This is a genomic window from Limnohabitans sp. MMS-10A-192 (genome assembly GCF_003063335.1).
In the GTDB taxonomy this organism is placed as follows: Bacteria; Pseudomonadota; Gammaproteobacteria; order Burkholderiales; family Burkholderiaceae_C; genus Limnohabitans_A.
In genome coordinates, this window is the sequence record NZ_NERX01000004.1 from 32,606 (window position 1) to 52,678 (window position 20,073).

At 60.6% G+C, this 20,073-nt stretch carries 1 protein-coding gene; it reads left to right on the plus strand.

What is annotated here, in order from left to right; translation table 11 throughout:
- Window positions 1-53 precede the first annotated feature (53 nt).
- Window positions 54-20,036, plus strand: a complete 19,983-nt coding sequence (locus B9Z43_RS09420; RefSeq protein ID WP_108324795.1) for a leukotoxin LktA family filamentous adhesin — start codon at window positions 54-56, stop codon at window positions 20,034-20,036.
- The last annotated feature ends 37 nt before the right edge of the window (window positions 20,037-20,073 follow it).

Below are 20,073 nucleotides of genomic sequence, written 5' to 3' on the forward strand. Positions count from 1 at the left end.
CTGATTTCCTGTACCCGACCGCCTGCCTTGATGCGTGTCACTGAAAGCCGAACATGACCCGAGTCCCACGCCCACGCTCTTTGACCTTTGCCCAGCGCCAGATGCGCCGCAAGGCTTGGGTTGCGCGCAGGCGTTTGCTGGTGCAGGTCAGGCCCTTGGCCCTGGCAGCGGCCGTGGCCTTGGGGGCAGCCAGCCCCATGGTGCTGGGGCAAACGGTGATCACGCCGCTCAAGGGCACAGGCCAAACCAACACGGTGGTCAGCACGCAGGGCAATCAGACCACCATCACCACGCAAAGTTTGCGCGATGGCAATGCCTTCAGCACGTATGCCAACTTTGCGGTGGGGCAGGGCGACCAGGTCAAGATGCTGGTGCCCAAAGATGCCAACTGGTGGGTCAACATCGTGCGCGATGCCAAGGTGCGCGTGGACGGTCGGCTGGAAAGCCGCCTGGCCAACGGCAACATCGGTGGCAATTTACTCTTCATCGACAGCCACGGTTTTGCCGTGGGCCCACAGGGCCAGATCGACACCGGGCGTTTGACCTTTGCTGCGCCATCGACCACCTTCGTGGATGGCCTTTTGAACAGCATACAAAACGGGGGGCTGTCGGGTGCCACCGTGGGCAATGTGCTCAGCGGTCAGTTCGACCGCTCGGCCACGGGCAGTGTGAACATCCAGGGCCGCATCAACGCGGCCGAAGGCCTGAGCATCATGGCCGGACACGGCGGCACCGATACCCACGCGGTGACGGTGTCAGGGCAGGTGGTGGTCAATGGCCGTGTGGCCGGTTCGGCCGTCAACCTGGGTGACCTCAAATCCTTGATGCCCATGCAAGACGTGGACGGCGTGATCGACATCACCACGCCCGGCTCCATCATGCTGAACGGCATGTTGATCTCGGACAGTACCCAGTTCACCCGTGCAGGTGCGGTACGTCTGGTGGCGGGGCAAGACATTGCCGTCACCTCACAAGCCAAAGTGTCGGCATCGGGCGCTGCAGGCTCGGGCCAGGCCGGCGGTCAAGTGGCTTTGATGGCGCACCGCGATATTGCCAATGAAGCGCATGCGCAGTTGCATGCCAGAGGTGATGGTGCGGGCGCAGGCGGACACATTGAATACTCGGCCCAGGGTTTCATGAAGCTCGATGGCATGCATTTCGATGCAAGCAGCCAAAGTGGCAAATCGGGTCTGGTTTTTCTCGATCCTACTGAGATTGAAATCACAGGTACGGCCGACAACCTGACCGCGGGTGCTGATTTCAGCGCCAGTGCCAGCAGCAAGGTCACCGTCAAAACAGGGGCCATCATCAACACCCGCAAAGTCGCCAGTGGCCAGGACGCCACCGACGCATCGGTGCTGTCCACCGACCACAGCGGCAACATCAGCATTACCGCGCCCTCCATCGTGGTTGAGTCGGGTTCGACCCTGGACGCTTCGGTCAAAAACGTGGGCAGTGCCACCACCTACAAAGCCGGCGACATCACCCTCACGGCCAAAGATTCCAGCAACTGGGCCACCTTTGTGGCTTTGTCCAACGCCAACAGCTCCATCGATGTGGCCGGCACCTTGAAGGGCAAGGACATCACCTTGCTTGCCAACATCGAGAGCAAGGCTTTGTTTGGCGGCGTGGCTGCTTCGGCACAGGAGAAAGCCGTCGATCTGGCCATGACCTACTTCGACTCGCCTTTGCGTTTGAGCCTGACTTATGTGCAGGCCAAGGGCGATGCCAAGGTTGACATCCAGGGCACGGCCTCGATTCAGGCCAGCAACGACCTGAACATCACCGCCAAAGCCGACCGCTATGCCGGTGCGCAGCAGCAAGTGGGCGGCTCTGCGCTGGCCAACTTGGGTGCGGGTTTTGCGCAACTGGAAGGGACCACCCAAATTGAGGTGAAGACTGGCGCAACGCTGACAGCGGGCAACGATTTGAGTTTGATCGCCGCCTCCAAGTCCAAAGTGCTGATGACCAGCAAAGTCGAGACCGAGACCAATGAAGCCACCGGTGCGGCCAACATGGCCTCGATCGTGTTTGCAGGTTCGCGCTCGGATGTGAACACCGCCGTCAAGATCAACAGCGGCGCGACCTTGAGTTCCGTCAAGGATTTGACGATGGAGGCCTACCACTCAGGCCAATACAACACCGCCGCGGAAGTCACGATTTACGGTGGTGGCACTGCTGGCGTGGTGGGCGCACTGTCTTTGCAAAAGTCGGACACCCGCACGGAGCTCAATGGTTCAGCCACGGTCGGCGGTGTGGCGCGCGTGACGGCCATGAACTTCATCTCCAAAGCCGGGGTGTCGGCCAAGTCGACCAACACCAGTGACCCCGCGCCGCCATTCGGCATGCCGGAAACCTTGGAGCTGAGCGACGCCGAGGCCGAAAAAACCTTGTTTGATGGCTTCATGTCCATGGCCAGCAAACTGGCCAGCGCTCAAGAAAGTGCCACCGGCAACAGCTCTTCGGCCAGCTCGCCGAAATTGCGCATGGCCGGTGCCCTGGCATGGGGTGAGTCGGACCACACCACGTTTTCGGGTCTGGGTGCGGGGGGCAGTTTGGTGGCCACGGGCCATGCCATTGTGGATTCACAAACCTTGGCCGGTGCTGTTGGCGGCATCGCCATGGCTGAGACGACCTCCAAGACCACAGGGGCCGATGCGTCTTCGACATCCTTGAGCGCAGCGTTCAACTACGGCAAGCACAACTTCACCACCACCGCCAAGGTGGGCAGCAATGCGACGCTGACCGGATCGCATGTGGCCATCAACGCCAACACCGACATGCCCGAGTTCTTCACCGAAGGTTTGCCGATCGAATGGGACGATCCCTTCAAGGTGTATTCCAACCTGTACAGCATTGGCAACCAGTCATTCCTGGATGGTTTCACGACCCGCATCAGCGCCAAATCGTCGGCTGAAAACTTGGCTGCTTCGGGTGCTGTGAGTCTGCATTTCGTGAACAACGACACACTGGCTTGGGTGGACAAGAGCGCTGTGGTCACAGCCACGACCACCAGTCCTGCCCAATGGCAATACGACACCAAAGAGGTGTATTTCGATTCTGACATTGAACACTTGGTGACCGGCGCAGAAGCTTATCGCTTGGACAAAAAGTTGCGCGTCATTGAGGAGTTCGCCAAGGAGACCCGCGATGTGATCATCGATGGGGTGGACAAAAACGTCACGCTCGATGAAATCTTGATCGAGCACAAGATGAGTCCGGCTTTCGTGATGAAGGCGCAAAACCATGTGCAGACCATGCACCTGGCTGGGGATGTGCCGGTGCTGGACATGATCGGCAATGGCGGTGCGCCGGAGTCTTCGTCGGGCGCAGGTGGCACGGCCGTAGGCGGCTCGTTCTCGATGGTGGACCGTACCAACAAGGCGGTGGCCGGTATCGCCGATGGGGCGGTGATCACCGCCAAATCGCTGGAGGTGCGCGCCAACAACAAGGAGTGGGCTCTGACCGTGGCCCCCACGGCGGGCGCTGGCGATGGCATTGCCGCCAATGCCATGGTGTCCTACAACAAGCTCAACGAGACGGCCATTGCATCCGTCAGCCGAGAAGCCCGATTGACCATCACCGATCTGGCAGAGGTGAAATCCGAACTGGATGTCTGGAGCTTTGGCATCAGCGGCGCTGTGACCAAGGGCACCAACGCGGGTGTGGGCATTGGCTTGTCGCTCAACGAAATCACCGCCAACACCAAGGCCTACATTGGCGACAACGATGCCGATGCAGGTGGGGCCAACACGGCCGAAGGGGCAGCCGGTTTTGTGCGGTCTTCTGACCTGAATGTGCTGGCGACCACGACGGGCAAAGTGGGTGCCGTGGGCATTGCAGCGGCCATGACCGGTGGCCCTTCCAAGCCTGGTCTGGCTGACAAAGCAGATTCGGGTTCGGCCAGTTCGCAAAGCAAAGCCGATGGCGGTGCAGCCGCACCCCTGGCGGCGGTCACGGGCGACTTGCAATCCCAAGGTGCTGCCTCTGGCGGCGACACGGCAGGTGCCAGCACACCGCCAAAATTTTCGGTGGCAGGGGCCGGCGCGATCATCACCAACTTCACCGACATTGACACCATCGCCTTGATTGACGGCGCGGTCATCAAGGGCGTGGGCGCAGGCACCACCCACGTGGCGGTGCGGGCCACGCAAGATTTGACCCAGGTCAGCGTCGCCGGTGGCGGTGCTTTGACCATGGCCAGCAACCCGACCACCAAATCGACCACGTCGATCGCGGGCGCGGTGGCCATCCAGTCTTCTGATGACGACACGACGGCCCGCATCCAAAACAGCAGTTTGACCCAGTTGGCCGATGAAGCTGGTGCCTTGGTGGTTCAGGCACTCAAGGGTGGCGAACGCACAGCCGTGGCCACGGGGGTGTCAGCCAACCTGTCCAAAACCACGACCAGCGACATGTCCATCGTGGGGTCGGTCTCGATCACGCACCTGACGGACGACACCGCAGCCAGCATTTCAGACTCCACCATCACGGGTGATACCGCCATGGCCGCGCATCTGGACCCCATGGTGGTGGCCTATGACCGCAGCCGCATTTCATCAGGCGGTGGCGCTTTGTCCTTCTCCGCAGGCAAAGGGTCATCGGGCGTGGGCGCAGTGGTGTCGGTGGTGGATCTGGAAGGCAGCACCTCGGCCACGCTCAGCGGTGGCAGCATGACGCAGGTGCGTGACGTTTCGGTGGCCGCACTGTCGAGTCAGCGCGTCATTGGTGCAGGCGCGGTGGCAGGCATTCAAACCAATGCCGATTCCACAGGGCAGTTGATGGGTGCTTTTGTCATCAATGACCTGAGCAACCGCCTGACTGCCGGCATCAACAGCGGTGCGATGGTCAGTGCCTCGCGCAACGTGGCGGTGCGTGCAGGGGGCACCCCCACGAATAACGTCCTCGATGATTTGCTGGGCAATGCCAAACAGTCCGAGATCACCGACTTCGAGATGACGTCCACCGACAACGGTTACAGCGACGACATCAAGGCCTCGATGGACACTGGTGAACGCGTGCTTGGCGTGGCAGGCACCTTGAGCCTGACCGCAGGCAAGGCCGCCTCCAGCGTGGGTTTGTCGTATGTGCAAAACCACATCCAGACGAGTTACACCGCCGATGTGAATGCCGACATCACCGCCTTGGGCGATGTGGATGTCTCTGCCTACAGCCGGGCCAACATCGTGGGTGTGGCCGCGGGCGCGGGCGCCACGCGTGGCAAGTTTTCGGGCATGGGTTCGGCCTCGGTCAACCTGATCGGTCAGCGCACCTCGGCCACGGTGTCGGGTGGGACGGTGAATGCCGCATCCTTGGATCTGGATGCGGATTCATCGGGCAAGATTTTCAGCATGGCGGGCAACTTGAGCTTTGCCGTGGGCAGTGGCAGCGGCACGGCCGCTGGCGGCGCGGTGTCCTACACCCAGACCGGCGCCAAGACCTACACCGTGGCCGACACGACCTATACCGTGGATGGCCAAACGGTGGTCCAAAAAGGCGGCAGCATGGTCAACCGCAGCGCCGGCAACACGGCCAGCATCAGCAATGCCAGGGTCAATTTGGGCAGTGGCGATGTCCATGTGGCAGCGACCAACCGCAACGACAACCAGTCCGTGGCCGCTTCGGGCGCATTCAGCGATGGCAATTTTGCTTTCACGGGCACCGCCACTTGGAACGAAATCGGCGATGTGACCGCCGCGCAGATCGACAACAGTTTGGTCACCGCCGGAAATGTCCATGTCAGTGCCGGTGAATCGGCCCATGGCACAACTTCCAGCATCCAATCATTGGCTGGCGGTTTGGCAGCATCGAATGGTTTTGCCGCCGCTTTGGCATTTGGCTTCAACACCATCGAGTCGCAACGCAGCGCCACGGTGACGCGCAGCAACCTGATCGCCGATGAATCGGTCACCATCGAGGCCGCAGCCGAGGGCTCGGTCAAAACCATTTCAGCCACCGTAGCGGGCAGCGCCAAGGGCGATGCAGGGGCGGGCTCTTCGTCGGTCAATTGGCTCAACATGGATGTGCTGGCGTCTTACGACGGCGCAGGCAACAGCTTGCGGGGCACGGCGACAGACTTGACCGTGCGTGCCACCGGCTCTGCGTCGATCGAATCGTTGGCGGGGGCGGTGTCGGGTGGCAAGTCCAATGCCATCGGCGGCTCGCTCGCGGTCAACCACATGGGCCAGGACGGCGATCAGTTCCGCGTCCGTGCGATTTTGAACAACCTGGATTTGAGAGCGCCTGTCAACGTCAGCGTGACTTCTGCTTTGGCGGGCTCGATCGGTTCGGTCGCTGCATCGGGCAGCGGCGCAGGCACAGCCGCGCTCAATGGCAGCGTGACCACCAATGCGATCAACGCCACGGTGCTGGCCGAGGCCACCCTGGTCAACCAGACGGTGAGCAGCCCGGGCGACTTCGTGGTGCATGCCGACAACAGCGCCAACATTGCTTCACTGGCCGGCACGGTCAGTGGGGGCGGCACGGCAGGTGCCGGTGTCGCGATTTCGGTCAACGAGATTGGTGGTTCGGTCATCGCGCGCGCATCCGACACCACTTTGAGGAGCTGGGGCGATGTGGATTTGCAAGCCAACACCAGTGGCACGATCCGATCGTTGGCGGCGGGTATCGCGGGCGGTGGCACGGCGGGTGTGGCAGGTTCCAACACCACCAATGCGATCACCTCGACGGTGTTGGCCCAGTTGAACGCCGTGAGACTGGCGGAGGATGCGGCCACGGTCACGGTGCGTGCGCGGGACACATCGACCATTGAATCATTTGCAGGATCGGTGGCCGTTGGCGGTACAGGCGGCGGTGGTGCGGCCATTGCGCTGAACTTTTTGGGCCGCACGGCCACCGAGGCCGACAGCAGCAAGCAGGTCAAAGCCGAAGTGCTCAACAGCAATCTGAAATCTGGCGGCGCTGTGCTGGTGCAGGCTTTGTCATCTTCCAGCATCGACTCGATGGCGATCGCGGTGGGTGTCGGCGGCAGCGCGGCCGTGACAGGTGCCAACACCACCAACTGGCTGGAAGACGACATCACAGCCACTTGGAGCGGTGGTTCCTTGTACGGATCGGGCAATTCACTGACGGTCCAAGCCCAAGATGGCGCTTCGGTCGAGACCCTCGCAAGCAATGTGTCCGCTTCAGGCTCGGCGGCTGTGGGTGCTGCATTGGCCGTGAACAAAGTGGGCAGTGCCGTGTTGGCTAATTTGTCGGGCATGACTTTGCATGCGGCCGCCGCTGTGCGGGTGGATGCCGACATGACCGGCATGATCAAGTCGGTGGCCGCCTCGGCTGCGGTCTCGGGCGGAGGGGCCGTCAATGGCAGCTTCACCACCAATGCGATGACGGCCAGCGTCAAAGCACAGGCCGTGAACGTGTTGCAAGTGAGCAATGGTGGTGCCTTCACCGTCAGCGCTGACAACGACAACGACATCTTTTCTTTTGCCGGCAATGTCAGTGGCGGCGGCTCGGGTGCAGGCGGCGCTGCGGTGGCGGTCAATGAAATTGGCGGCGATGTGACGGCACGCTTGGCCAGCAGCACTGTGCGTGCCCCAGGACAGGTGAATGTGGAGGCCACCACCTCGGGGGCGATCGAGGCGATTGCGGCCGGTGCTGCGGGCGGTGGGGCGGTGGCCTTGGCGGGCTCCAACACCACCAACGCCTTGACTTCTACCGTGTTGGCAAAAATGGACGACGTCAATTTGGTGGTGGATGCGGCGTCTTTGACCGTGCTTGCACGTGACACCTCCAGCATCAAGTCCTTTGCCGGCACTGTGGCCGGTGGTGGCACCGCTGGGGGTGGTGCGGCTTTGGCATTGAACTTTTTGGGCCGCACGGCGACCGATGCCGACAGCAGCAAAGTCGTCAAAGCCGAGGTGTTGAACAGCATTGTGCGCACCTCTGGCGCGGCACTGGTCAATGCCTATTCGACTTCGACCATCCAGTCGATCGCGGTGGCGGTTGGCGCGAGCGGTACGGCCGCCATTTCTGGCTCCAATGCGACCAATTTGCTTGAAGACGAGATCACGGCATCGTGGACAGGCTCCAACTTGAACAGCAGCAGCACTTTGACGGTGAACGCCCGTCAAGCTGCGGACATCGATTCACTGGCGGGCAACGTGTCGGCCAGTTTTGGTGGTGCGGTTGGCGCAGCCGTGGCCGTTAACCGCATTGGCACAGCCACAAGTGCCAACATGGTGGGTGTGACCAACGCCAGTTTCAACAGCGGCTTGGGCTATTGGACTTTGATGGGCGATGACCTGGTGTTGTCGGCCGAAAGCGACAACCAGATCGACACCATCGCTGTGGGCATGAGTGCCGGTGCTGCCGGGGTGCAGGGCTCTGTGGCGGTCAGTGTCATCGATTCGGAAACCCACGCCACGGTCGGTGCCAATGGCCATGTGACCAATTTGTACTTCAACGACTCGGTGGCCGTGACGGCCAACAGCCGTGACCGCATTCGCGCCTTGGCGGGTGCCCTTGGTTTTGGCGCAACCGGGGTAGGTGCTGCAGGCGGTGTGTTGACCAACATCATCAGCAGTGACACCAGCGCCGGTGTTGCTGGGTTTGACACGCACGTCAATGCCATGGCCAATGGCAGTGGCCTGGCGGTGCGACAGTCGAGCTTGGCCAGTGCCCCTGATTTGATGGACATCAACCAGGTGTCTGATTCGGTGCTGGATGGCGCCAGCTTTGCCACACGCACCGTCAAGGGCTTGGCCGTGCAGGCCACCTCGGTCCAGCAAATTGGCGCCGTGACCGCTGTGGCGGGTGGCGGTGCGGTGGGCGCAGCCGGTGCCGCGGTCAACGTGGACCAAATTGGCGGCAGCACGCGTGCTTACATCGACACGGCGCGCTTTGTTCAGGATGCGGCGGGCGCGAACGCGGCCCAGGCGGTGGATGTGATGGCCGCCAACCACGCCATGATCGCCAGTTCGGCTTCGGCGCTGGCGATTGGCGCAGTGGGTGTGGCGGGTGCGGTCGGCACCGAGATCATCGACCGCAGCACGCGTGCCGAGATCATCGGCGGTGCCCGCATTTTTGCAAAAGGCGATGCCGCGGTGAACGCCGTGGCCACCAACTCAGTGGCCCAAATTTCGGCCGGTGGCGGTGGCGGCGCAGGCATTGGCATTGCGGGCAGTGGCGATGTCGTCTTGCTCAAAAGCAACACTTTGGCGCGGGTGGACCAGTCCAGCATCGATGCCGAAAACGTGTCGGTGCAGGCCGATGGCAGCAACAGCACCAACCTCATCGCAGGCTCTGTCGGGGTGGGTGGCGTGGCCGGTGCAGGCATGAGCTTCACGGTCAACGTCTCGGGCTCGACGGTGCGTGCCTTGGTCAATGACAGCGCCATCCGTGCCGATGGCGCGGTCAATGTGCGTGCCACCAACGCCACGGCCGAGCTGGCTGTAGCGGCCACTTTGGGGGCAGGTGAGTTTGGCGGCGTGGCCATGGGTGCCGTGGTGAGCGTGATGGAAGGGCTGACCGAAGCCAGCATCACCGGCAATTCGAGCGTCGATGCGCGCACCCAAGACGCCGATCACACCGGCGCTGCCAGTTTGACGGTGGCGGCCAAAGAGACGGTGGACATCAGCCACAACGCAGGCGCTGCCGGTGCCGGAAAACTTGGCGGCGTAGGCACAGCGGTCAACGTGGTCATTGGCAAGAGCCGTGTCATTGCGGGCGCTTCGGGCAGCAGCCTTGAAACAGAAGGCGCCATGAATGTGTCGGCATTGCGCGAGGCCGAAATCGACATGGTCACGGCCACCGCCGGCGGTGGTGGTTATGCGGGCATCAGCGGTGCCGTGGGGGTTTTGATCTTCGGCGCCGCACCCGACAGCAACGCCACGACCGAGCTGAACACGGGCAGTGGCAGCGCCATGGGGGGTATTTCGGGGGGCACCAAGGCCAACAAGGCGCAAGGCACGGGCACGGCCTTGAGCGCCTCGGACACCAGCAACCTCAACAGCAAGGGCAGTTACGACACGCAGGCTGCTTTCACGGGTGCCACGGGTTTGCACTCGACATCGGCCACCATCACGGCCAGCCAAGTGAAGGCCGGCTCGGTGGGCGTGAGCAGTCTGGACAAGACCGAGGTCATGAACAATGCGGGCTCTTTGGCGGTGGGCGGTTTGGGCATGAGTGCGGGTGTGGCTTTGACCACGCTGGGCGGTGCCAACAATGCCAGCATCAGTGCGGCCAGTTTGACCAGCACGGGCGGCGTCACTGTCGATGCCGGCACGCGTGAGTTGCACGCGGGTACCAAGGCCATTCAAAGCCGCGCGATTGCCGGGGCGGGTGGTTTGGTGGGCTTGGGCGCTGCGGTGTCTCTGGCCAAAAACGAGACCGCCAACTCGGCCTCGTTGTCCGGTACCGTCACAGCCGGCGGCGCAGTCAATGTGAGCGCCTTGGACAACGCCTCCATGCGCAGCGAATCTTACGGGGCTTCGGTGGGCGCGGTCAGTGTGGGCGTGGTGATCGCCAAGGCCGAGCAAACCGGCAGTGTGCTCACGCAAGTGGGCGGCAGCATCACTGGCCAGGGCGTGAACATCAGCGCACAGCGCGACGCCAGCACCACCGCCTACGCCAAGGGTGGCTCTGCCGGTGTGGTCTCGGGCAGCGGCGCCGAGGCGGACGCCAGCGACAGCAGCACCGTGAAGGTGGCGTTGGCCAGTGCCACCAGCTTGAATGCAGGGCAAGGCAGCCTGCAAGTGTCTGCCAGCAGCAACCCCTATGCCAACACCGAGGCCTTGGGCATTTCTGTGGCGTCGGGCGTGGCCATCGGTGTGTCGTTGGCCAATTCGTCGGTCAGCTCCGAGGTGGCGGTCAACAGCTTGGGCAGCCTGACGCTGACAGGACAGTCGGTCAACATCTCTGCCGTGCTGGGTGCGGGCGATTCTGCGGTGCGCAGCCATGCCACAGCCGGTGCTGGCGGCATGTTGGTGGGTGCCACGGGTGTGGCCGCCACCTCAGAAAACAAGGGCTCGGCCAAAGTCATTTTGGCCGGTCAAACGCTGTTGTCCACCACAGGGGATGTGAGCGTCAGCGCCATCGATTCGATGGAAGCCAATGCCTTTTCCACCGGCATCGGTGCCGGATTTGTGGGCATTGGCGTGGCCACCTCCAAGGCCAGCAGCAACACCACCGTGGCGGCGCAAGCCAACCAGTTCAAAGGTTTGGTGGGCGGGGTTTTGCAGATCACGGCCACGGGCAATGAAAGCATCAACAGCGAGGCCATTGCAGGCTCGGGTGGCATGGTTGCCGGTGCCGGCGCCGAATCGCGCGTTGACCATGACCAATCGGTCACGGCCGATTTGGGCTCGGGCAGTGGCAACACCTTGACGGTGGGCAGCTATGCCAACGTGAGCGCCACACGCCAGGTGCGCTACAACGTGCACAGCACCTCGGCCACGGCTGCGGCCTTGGGTGCATCGGGTGCGGTGACGCACGCCACCCTCGATGGCTCGGCCACGGCCCGTGTGCTCGACAGCACCAAGCTCGTGGCCGATGGTTTGCGCGTGCTGGCCACCAACGACTTGGCCCGTACCGACTTGCAGGCGCTCAACGCCGAGGGCGGCGGTGGCGGCGTGATCAGTGGCGCAGGCGCCGACATCTACACCCGCATGAATGGCGATGCGCTGGCCAGTGTGGGCAACAGCGCCAACCTGGCGTTGGAAGGTTTGTTCGAGGTGCGGGCCTACAACGAAATCCACGGCTCCTCGCGTGGCCAAATGGACGTGGCCGGTGCGATACCGATCGCCTTGGTGGAAACCAAGATCGAGACCGCGGCCAACGCCGATGCCAAGGTGGGCAACAACACCAAGGTGAACAGCTATGGCGAAACTCACGTCAACGCTTTGTCTTACATCGATCTGGAGGCCAACTCGGTCTCCAAGACCTATGGTTTGGCCGCAGCAGCACAGGGCAATGCGTATGCGACCGCCAACGTCAACAACCGTGTGACGATTGGCACCGGTACTGAGCTCATCAGTGCGGAAGCCATCGACTTGCTGGTGGGCCAGGACAAAGACTTCAACCGCAACAAACACTTTGTGACGGCGCGGGTGGACTTGTTCAACCATTCGGCGATTCCGGTCTCGATCAATCCGGATGCCGATGCCACATTGAATTTGAACAACACTTTGACGGTGAATGCGAACGCAGTGCGATCGGGCGCCACCATCAAGCTGGGCGGCATCGAAGGCTCTTATGTGGTCGAGGGCAAAGGCAAGGTCAGCGACTGGACGCGCGACTTGGGCGAGATGATGGGCCTGAGCAGCGAGTACGGCAAGTCGGACAAAAACATGAGCACCACGGCCAGCCTGAGTGGCCAATTTGAAGCGGGCTTTGGCAACAAGCAGCGCTTGATCGTCAGCGCCAACGGCACGATTTTGGAAAACACCGGGGACGTGCGTTACACCATCACCCAGGAAGACTTGGGCGCCAGTGCGGGCGCCTATGTGGCCCGCTTGTACGACCAGTTGGCGCGGTATGGCGATGTGCCTGAGGTCCGCGCTTTTGTGGAAGCCGAGTTGAGTTTTTACTTTGCATCCTTGATTCGTGAAGGGCTTGCCGAGTCCTACACCGAAGGCGGCAAGACCTATTACGTGGCTTTGTCGGATGTGGCTGCGAACTTCTTGAACATCAAGAATTTGCGCGCCGGCAGCGGCAACATTGAGCTGTACGGCAACAACGTGAGTGGCACCGCCAGCCTGATGGCCCGTGCCGATTCAGAGATTCTGGTGGAAAACCGCAGCCCCTTGAATTTGCGCGTCTTCAACATGACCGTCGATGCCAACGGTGGCTTTGTCAAATACAACGGTACTTACATCACCAAGAATGCCGACATTGGTGCGCTGAATGCCAGCAGCAAGACCACCAGTTTGACTGTGGACAGCATCGACACCCGTGGTGGCGGTGCCAGCCAGCAATTGCCCACGCTGACGGTGAAAAACACCTTTGTGCCCTTGGGGCCCTCCACACGGGGCGAAAACGATGCCCTGATGATGACCGCACCTGACGGCACCTCGGCCAACTTGTATGAGGATGAAATGCGTGCCCCCGAGCTGCGGGTGAATGGCACGCTGTACAACAAGCTGGGCACCATCAACCTGAGCAACACGGCCGGTAGCATCGCGGTCACCTCTGAGACCGCGGGCTACACGCCACGGTTGGATGGCAAAGAGATCACCGTCACGGCGGGCAAGAACTTCATGCTGTCTTCGCCCAGCATCAGCCAGTCGGTGGGGGGCTCGCCTGAATCGCTGTATGCCGTGCATTACAGCGACGACCAGCAGAACATCCTGAACAATTTGGGCATCACGGCTTGCGGTTATGCCAGGCCCGTGAACCTCAATGTGACTTACACCAGCGGCTGCTTGGTCAATGGCGCAGGCGGCATTTATGCCAGCGGCGGCATTTTCATGGGGGCGCGTTACCTCAACATCAACGGCACGATCCAGTCGGGTCAGGCCGACTACAACGCGACACTGACCACCGCATCCGTCGGGACACAAATCACCAACTGGCAAACCCAGTGGCGCAAAAACCGCGGCAGCTATTTGTCGCGGGGCGTGTCGTCGATGATCCAGGTCTCGGGGCCTTTGCCTACGGACAGCGAGTCCGAGATCAACAAGCAGTTTGCCAACGGCACCATCACTGCCACGCAGCGTACCAACGCGATCAATGCCATGGCCACCCGGCGCGTGCAGCCGATCATCTACTTTGATGCCGAGACCAACCGCCTGAAAGTGGCTCCTACCAATGTGACCGGTGGCCTGGTGGAATTGGTGGGCTCGGTCATCAACACCGGTGGCGGCGTGATCCGTGCGCTGGACGGTTACGCCCGCATGAACATCGACAACCAGACCAACTACGGCATCGACCTGCTGGGCTTGGACACCGGTGGCGACAAGGGTGTGGTGCGCATCACCGATCTGAGCAAGCCGATCAAGAATGCGGCGGGCACCGTGGTGTCCTACGAAGTGACCACTTTTGAAAAGGACGCCAACGGTGTCTTCCATGCCACGGTGACCGACGGTCGCGCACCGGGCGCGCGGGTGATTTCTGTGGCCAACAATTTGCTGGCCAGTCCGTCAGGCAGTGTGAAGGCGCGCTTCAACTACAACCCGCTGGACAACAGCACCTACTCGTGGTCAGCCGGCTACGAGACCATGTCCGAGAAGTCTTACTACTACCAAAACTCGTCATGGCTGGGCTTCATCCCCGGTGGCAGCACCAGCTGGAACAGCGTCAACACCGTGGTCAAAACGACCACGGCCATGCCTGAAGACGTTTTTGTCAGCACCAATACTCCGCTCGGGGGGGGCAATTTCTCAATGCAGGTTAAGAAGTCGATCACCGACGACGAGACCGAAACCTATTACCGTTCGTGGCGCAAATGCGGCTTCTTGTGCATCAAGAAGACCTACTACATCCAGCGGCGCACCGAGGTGGGCTACAAGTATTTGTACACCCAGCGTGTGGCGGCAGACCACGCCATCAATGTGGAGCTGGTGGGTTACGACACCGGCGCATTGAACGTGAGCAGCGTGGGGGACATCCGCTTGGGTGGCAACATCTCGAACGCCAGCGGCAATGTGTCTTTGACTTCGACCAACGGCAGCATCACGCAGTTGTCAACCGGTGCGGTGGTGGAAGGCATTGGCCTGAACTTCCGGGCCAAGACCGGCATCGGCATCCAGGCTGCGCCCATCAACCTGATCACGGGCAACGGCTCGTTCACGGCGGTGTCCGACAGCGGCTCGATCGCCTTCCACTCCAACAGCGGGCCTTTGCGCATCAACCAAGTGTCCACCACGGGTGAGGTTTGGCTCGATGGGGCTGGCGACATCCTTGGTTTGAATCCGAATGCTGTGCATGTGAGCGGCAAGAAGGTTTACCTGTCTGCGCCTGCGGGCGGCATTGGCGAGTTCAACTCGGATGGCACCGTCAAGTCGACCCTGAACATCCAGACTCAAGACTCCACTTTTGGGGGCTTGACCGCCAAAGCACGTGGTGGCATCGCCATCAAGCAAGCCACGGGCAATCTGTGGGTGAACCAGGTGATTTCTGGCGGTGATGTGTACCTGGAATCCGGCGGTGACCTGATCGACAACAACCGCAACGAAACCCGCGACGAGCGCACCGAAGCCGAACTGCTGGCTTTGTGGAGTTCATCCGCTTTGCAAGGGCCATCGGCCGAGACCAGCCGCCAGGCCACGCTGAACCTGACGCGCACCCAGTACCGCCGTTATTGGGCCTTGCGCGATGTGCGCGATGTGGTGACCGATAGCAACGGAAAAGTGACCAGCTATGCAGCAGACACCATCACGTCAAGCTACAAATACACCATGCCTGACGAAGACCGTCAGCAATTACTGGACGCAGGGATCAGCCCGGCTCAATTGACCAAAGTTGAAAATGACCGCACCGCCGAGGTCTTGGCCTTGCATGCCCAGTTTGGCACCACGGTTTACCAGAATGACAACGAGCAGATCATCATTGCGGTGAACAAAGCGAACAAGGACGCAGGCTTGGCCGAAGTGGGCGCTTTGTCCACCTGGTCCGATGCCGAGTTGAAAAACCCCTTGCCCAAATCGATCTTTTCCAAGAGCTCGACCAGCACGCAAACCCGCATCGAAGAGCCCAATGTGGTGGGCAACCGCGTGGTGCTGCGTCCGGGCGGCAAGATCGGCAAGGACGATGGCTCGGTGAGCATTCCATTGCTCAAGACGACGCGATTGGCACAAGGCAAAACGTCAGCGCTGACCGACGATGAAAAGCTGATCATCATGTCGGCCGAGACGGACGACATGTCGCTCAACCGCGACACCTGGACACTAACGGTGGTCAAGAAAGACACCTTCAACGTGCTGTCCAACCGCTTGAACGTGACGGCCAACGGCTTTGTGTATCTGGGCGCGGACACCACCGACGCATATCCGACGGGCGGCACCGCCAACTTGGAAAAAGTCATTGGCACGGGTGAGATCCGCATCAAGGTGGCCGACTCCATTTTGAGCATGGCCGATGCGGGCGTGTCGGTCATTCAAGGTCAAAAAGCCATTTTGGAAGCGGCGCAAGGCGCCATCGGCTCAGCAGCCAAGCCGGTGCAAATCACCCTGAACAACGACAGCACAGGCACGCTGACGGCACGCGCTCAGCAGGGCATTTGGATCAAAGAGATCGGCGACATGCGCGCCGCTGACATTTACTCACCCAACAGCGTCAACTTGACGGCGACAGGCGCCATCATCGATGCGCGTCCCGTCATCAACTACCCCAATACAGGGGATCGCACGGTGCGGTCCATTGAGGCCAACACCCTGACCCTGAACGCCATGGGCGGTGCGATTGGTGCGTCCAACAACCCCATGGTCATCAAAGTTGGTTCTGGCGGCTTGAACGCCAGTACGCCTGTGGGTTACTCCATCTATTTGGAAGCTGCAGAAAATAGCGCCATGACGCTGGGCAGCTTGAATTCGGGTTTGCATGCATATGTGGATGTGTATGACAGCAGCCTGAGTGTGCTGGGCAGCATTGTTGCCACGCGGGACATGTTTATCTCAGCCGCCGGCAGCATCACGGGGGCCAACTTCACGGCTGGTGGCATCGCCAACATCAGCAGTGACGAGAGCATTAGCGGAAGCAAAGTTTCTGCCGGTTCGGGCAGTGCCATTGTGTATGCCCAGGACGCCATTGCTTTGACTTCATTGAACTCGAACAGCGATGTGCAGACGACGGCTGGCTCCTCGATCAACATCACCAGTGTCAGTGCCGGGCGAGACGTTTCTCTGACGGCCAACGCAGGAGCAGTAAGTGCGGTCTCCATGAGTGCCAAGCGAAATATGACGGTCAAGGCATATGGGGCCAATGCCCAAATTCAAAGTACAACTGCTTCAGCTTCGGGGGGCTTCATGACTTTATTTACCCCCGGTAACTTGTCGTTGACAGTCAGCTCTGCTCTGGGGGCCATCGACTTCACTGCTGGCCAGGCCATGAGTTTGTTGAACGTCAGCAGCACCAACGCCACGCTTAAGTTGCAAGCTGGGCAGGATATACAACTGATGTCAGCTGTTGCCAAGGGCAATGTTCAAATCATTGCCGGCGAAGGTGTTCAGATCACCACGGCATCGAGTGGATCGGGCTCGCTCTCGCTGACCAGTGACGCCGGTTTGATAAAAGCCCAAAACTTGTTTGCTTTGAATGGCGCTGTCCTGAAGAGCACCGCAGGCGATTTAAACATCAATAACATCACTGTATCGGCTGGTTCTTCACAGTTGGATGCGGGCAATTCGATTTACTTGGGCAGTCTCAGGTCATCGGGTACGGTGGATTTGACTGCGGGCACGGACTTGATGGCCAGCGACTTGACGAGCACGGCTGCCGGTCTTTACATGGACTCGAGAAATGGCTCCCTGAATGTGGGCAATGCCTCTGCCAAAACAGCACTGGTAGCGCAAGCTTTGGCAGGCAATTTGTCTGTGGGGGCATACACAGCAGACACGGCTTCATTGGAAGCCAGCACCGATGTGAGCCTGAAAAGTGGAACGGTTGCCAAGGGCATCACGGTGTCTGCGGGTCGGAACGCCAGCTTGGGCTCGATGACATCGGTGACAGATAAAGCGAAAGCGACAGCGCTCGCCAACCTTTCTGCGGTGTTGGTCAAAGGTGCTTCTGTAGAGTTGGCTGCAGGTACAGGTTTAACGGCATCAAATCTGATCAGCACAAACGCCAAGGTGGATGCTGTATCAACGGTTGGGTCTGTGAAGATCGGGTCGGCCACGGTCAAGAGCGTGTTCAATGCGAATGCAGTGGCCGGCGATTTGTCGGTGGACACATTCACGTCGGCGAGTGCGGATCTGAAGTCGGGCGGGTTGATGAATGTGACCACGGGGACGAGCACGGGTGATATGGTGTTGAACAGCCGAGGTGCTGCGGTATTGGGTAATTTGACCTCCAGTGCTGGAACTTTGACAGCGGATGCCAGTGGACTGATGAGCGTTGCTTCTGTGAAGGGCGCCGTCCTAGATATCAGCGGCGGAACAGGACTGAATGCGATCAGCCTGACCAGCACCACCGGCAAGATCGATGTCGACACCACGACGGGTGCTTTGAAGATGAATGCCGCTACGGCCAAGACAGTGCTGGATGCACAAGCATTGGCAGGCGACTTGTCGGTTGGCACATTCACTGCGGCCAGCGCGGCCTTGTTTTCTGGCAAGGACATGGTGCTGAACACTGGCACCACAGTTGGTAACTTCACGGCCGACAGCAAAGGTGGCGCTTATTTGGGTAACTTGATTGTCGGCAGCCTAATGACTGTCGGTTCCCAAGGGGTGATGACCGTGAATAATGCTCAGGGCGGTGTGCTGGATATCAGTGCCGGAACAGGCCTGATTGCTGGCACCCTGCGCAGCACCACGGGCAAGTTGGACGTGGATACCGCCACCGGTGCCTTGAAGATCACCTCGGCCACCGCCAAGACCGATTTGACTGCAGAGGCTGTTTCTGGCGCACTGAACCTCAGCACTTTCACGGCAGGCACTGCGTCACTGAAGTCAGGCGCCGACATGACGCTGACGACTGGCACGACGACAGGGATCTTGTCGACCAACAGCAAGGCAGCCGCCAGCTTGGGCAACTTGACTGCGGGCGGTCAGCTCACGGCGGATGCGACGGGTGCGATGACTGTGACGTCAGCCAAGGGCACGGTGCTGGATTTGTCGGCAGGCACAGGCCTGACGGCAGGCACGCTGACCAGCACCACCGGCAAGATCGATATAGACACCACCGCTGGTTTGCTGAAGATCACCTCGGCCACAGCAAAGACCGATCTGACTGCACAGGCTGTTTCTGGCGCACTGAACCTCAGCACCTTCACGGCAGGCACTGCGTCACTCAAGTCAGGCGCCGACATGACGCTGACGACTGGCACGACGACAGGGATCTTGTCGACCAACAGCAAGGCAGCCGCCAGCTTGGGCAACTTGACTGCGGGCGGTCAGCTCACGGCGGATGCGACGGGTGCGATGACTGTTACGTCAGGCAAGGGCATGGTGCTGGATTTGTCGGCAGGCACAGGCCTGACGGCAGGCACGCTGACCAGCACCACCGGCAAGATCGATGTAGACACCACCGCTGGTTTGCTGAAGATCACCACCGCCAGCGCCAAGACCTTGCTGGACGCACAAGCCGTGGCAGGCGACTTGACGGTGGGCACCTTCACCGCTGCCACCGCTGCCTTGGTCTCGGGCAACAACATGGCCGTGAGCACCGGCACCACCACGGGTGAAATGCTGGCCACCGTGGGACGCAACGCCACTTTGGGCAGTTTGACCTCCAGTGGTGACAAAGTGAAAGTGGACGCCACCGGCACCCTGACTGTGACCACCGCCAAAGCGGCCACGCAAGTGGACTTGTCCGGTCGTGCAGGCCTGACGGCCACCACCTTGACCAGCACCAATGCCTTCATCGATGTGGAGTCACTGGCCGGTTCAGTGAGCGTGAAAACGGCCAGCGCCAAAACCTACTTCAACGCCAGCAGCTATGGCGCCATGACGGTGGACACATTTGGTGTCACGGCCGGTTATGCCCGCTTGGTTTCGGGTGGGGCGATGGCCATCACCACGGGCACCAGCACCGGCAACATGACCATTGACGGCGGCACCAACGCCGCCCTGGGCACCTTGACCAGTTCGGCGGGCCAGATCGATGCCAGCGCACTCGATGGGGGCATGACCTTTGCCACCCTGCGCGCCGCCAGCAAGATCAAGCTCGATGCCAGCAAGGCCTGGAGCAGCGGCCAAGCCATCAGCGGTACCGCTTTGTATGTGAGCAACGGGGGGCTAGATTTGTTGGCGACATCAGGCGGAATTTCGTTGAGTACCTTGTCTGGCAAGACTCAAAGTCTCGTCAAAACCAATGCAGGGAGCATCAAAATTTCCAGCATTCAGGGTTTTTCTCCGGCCAACTTATTGACAGTTACCGCTGTTGGTGGCGTTAAAACAGTGCCTGTGACCTACCGATGAAATTTGTTTTTGTAATTCATTACTTTGAGGGAGTTTT

Bases quoted from the DNA above. Each gene is read 5' to 3' on its own strand.
- B9Z43_RS09420 (WP_108324795.1), top strand. From the start codon at position 54: ATGACCCGAGTCCCACGCCCACGCTCTTTGACCTTTGCCCAGCGCCAG.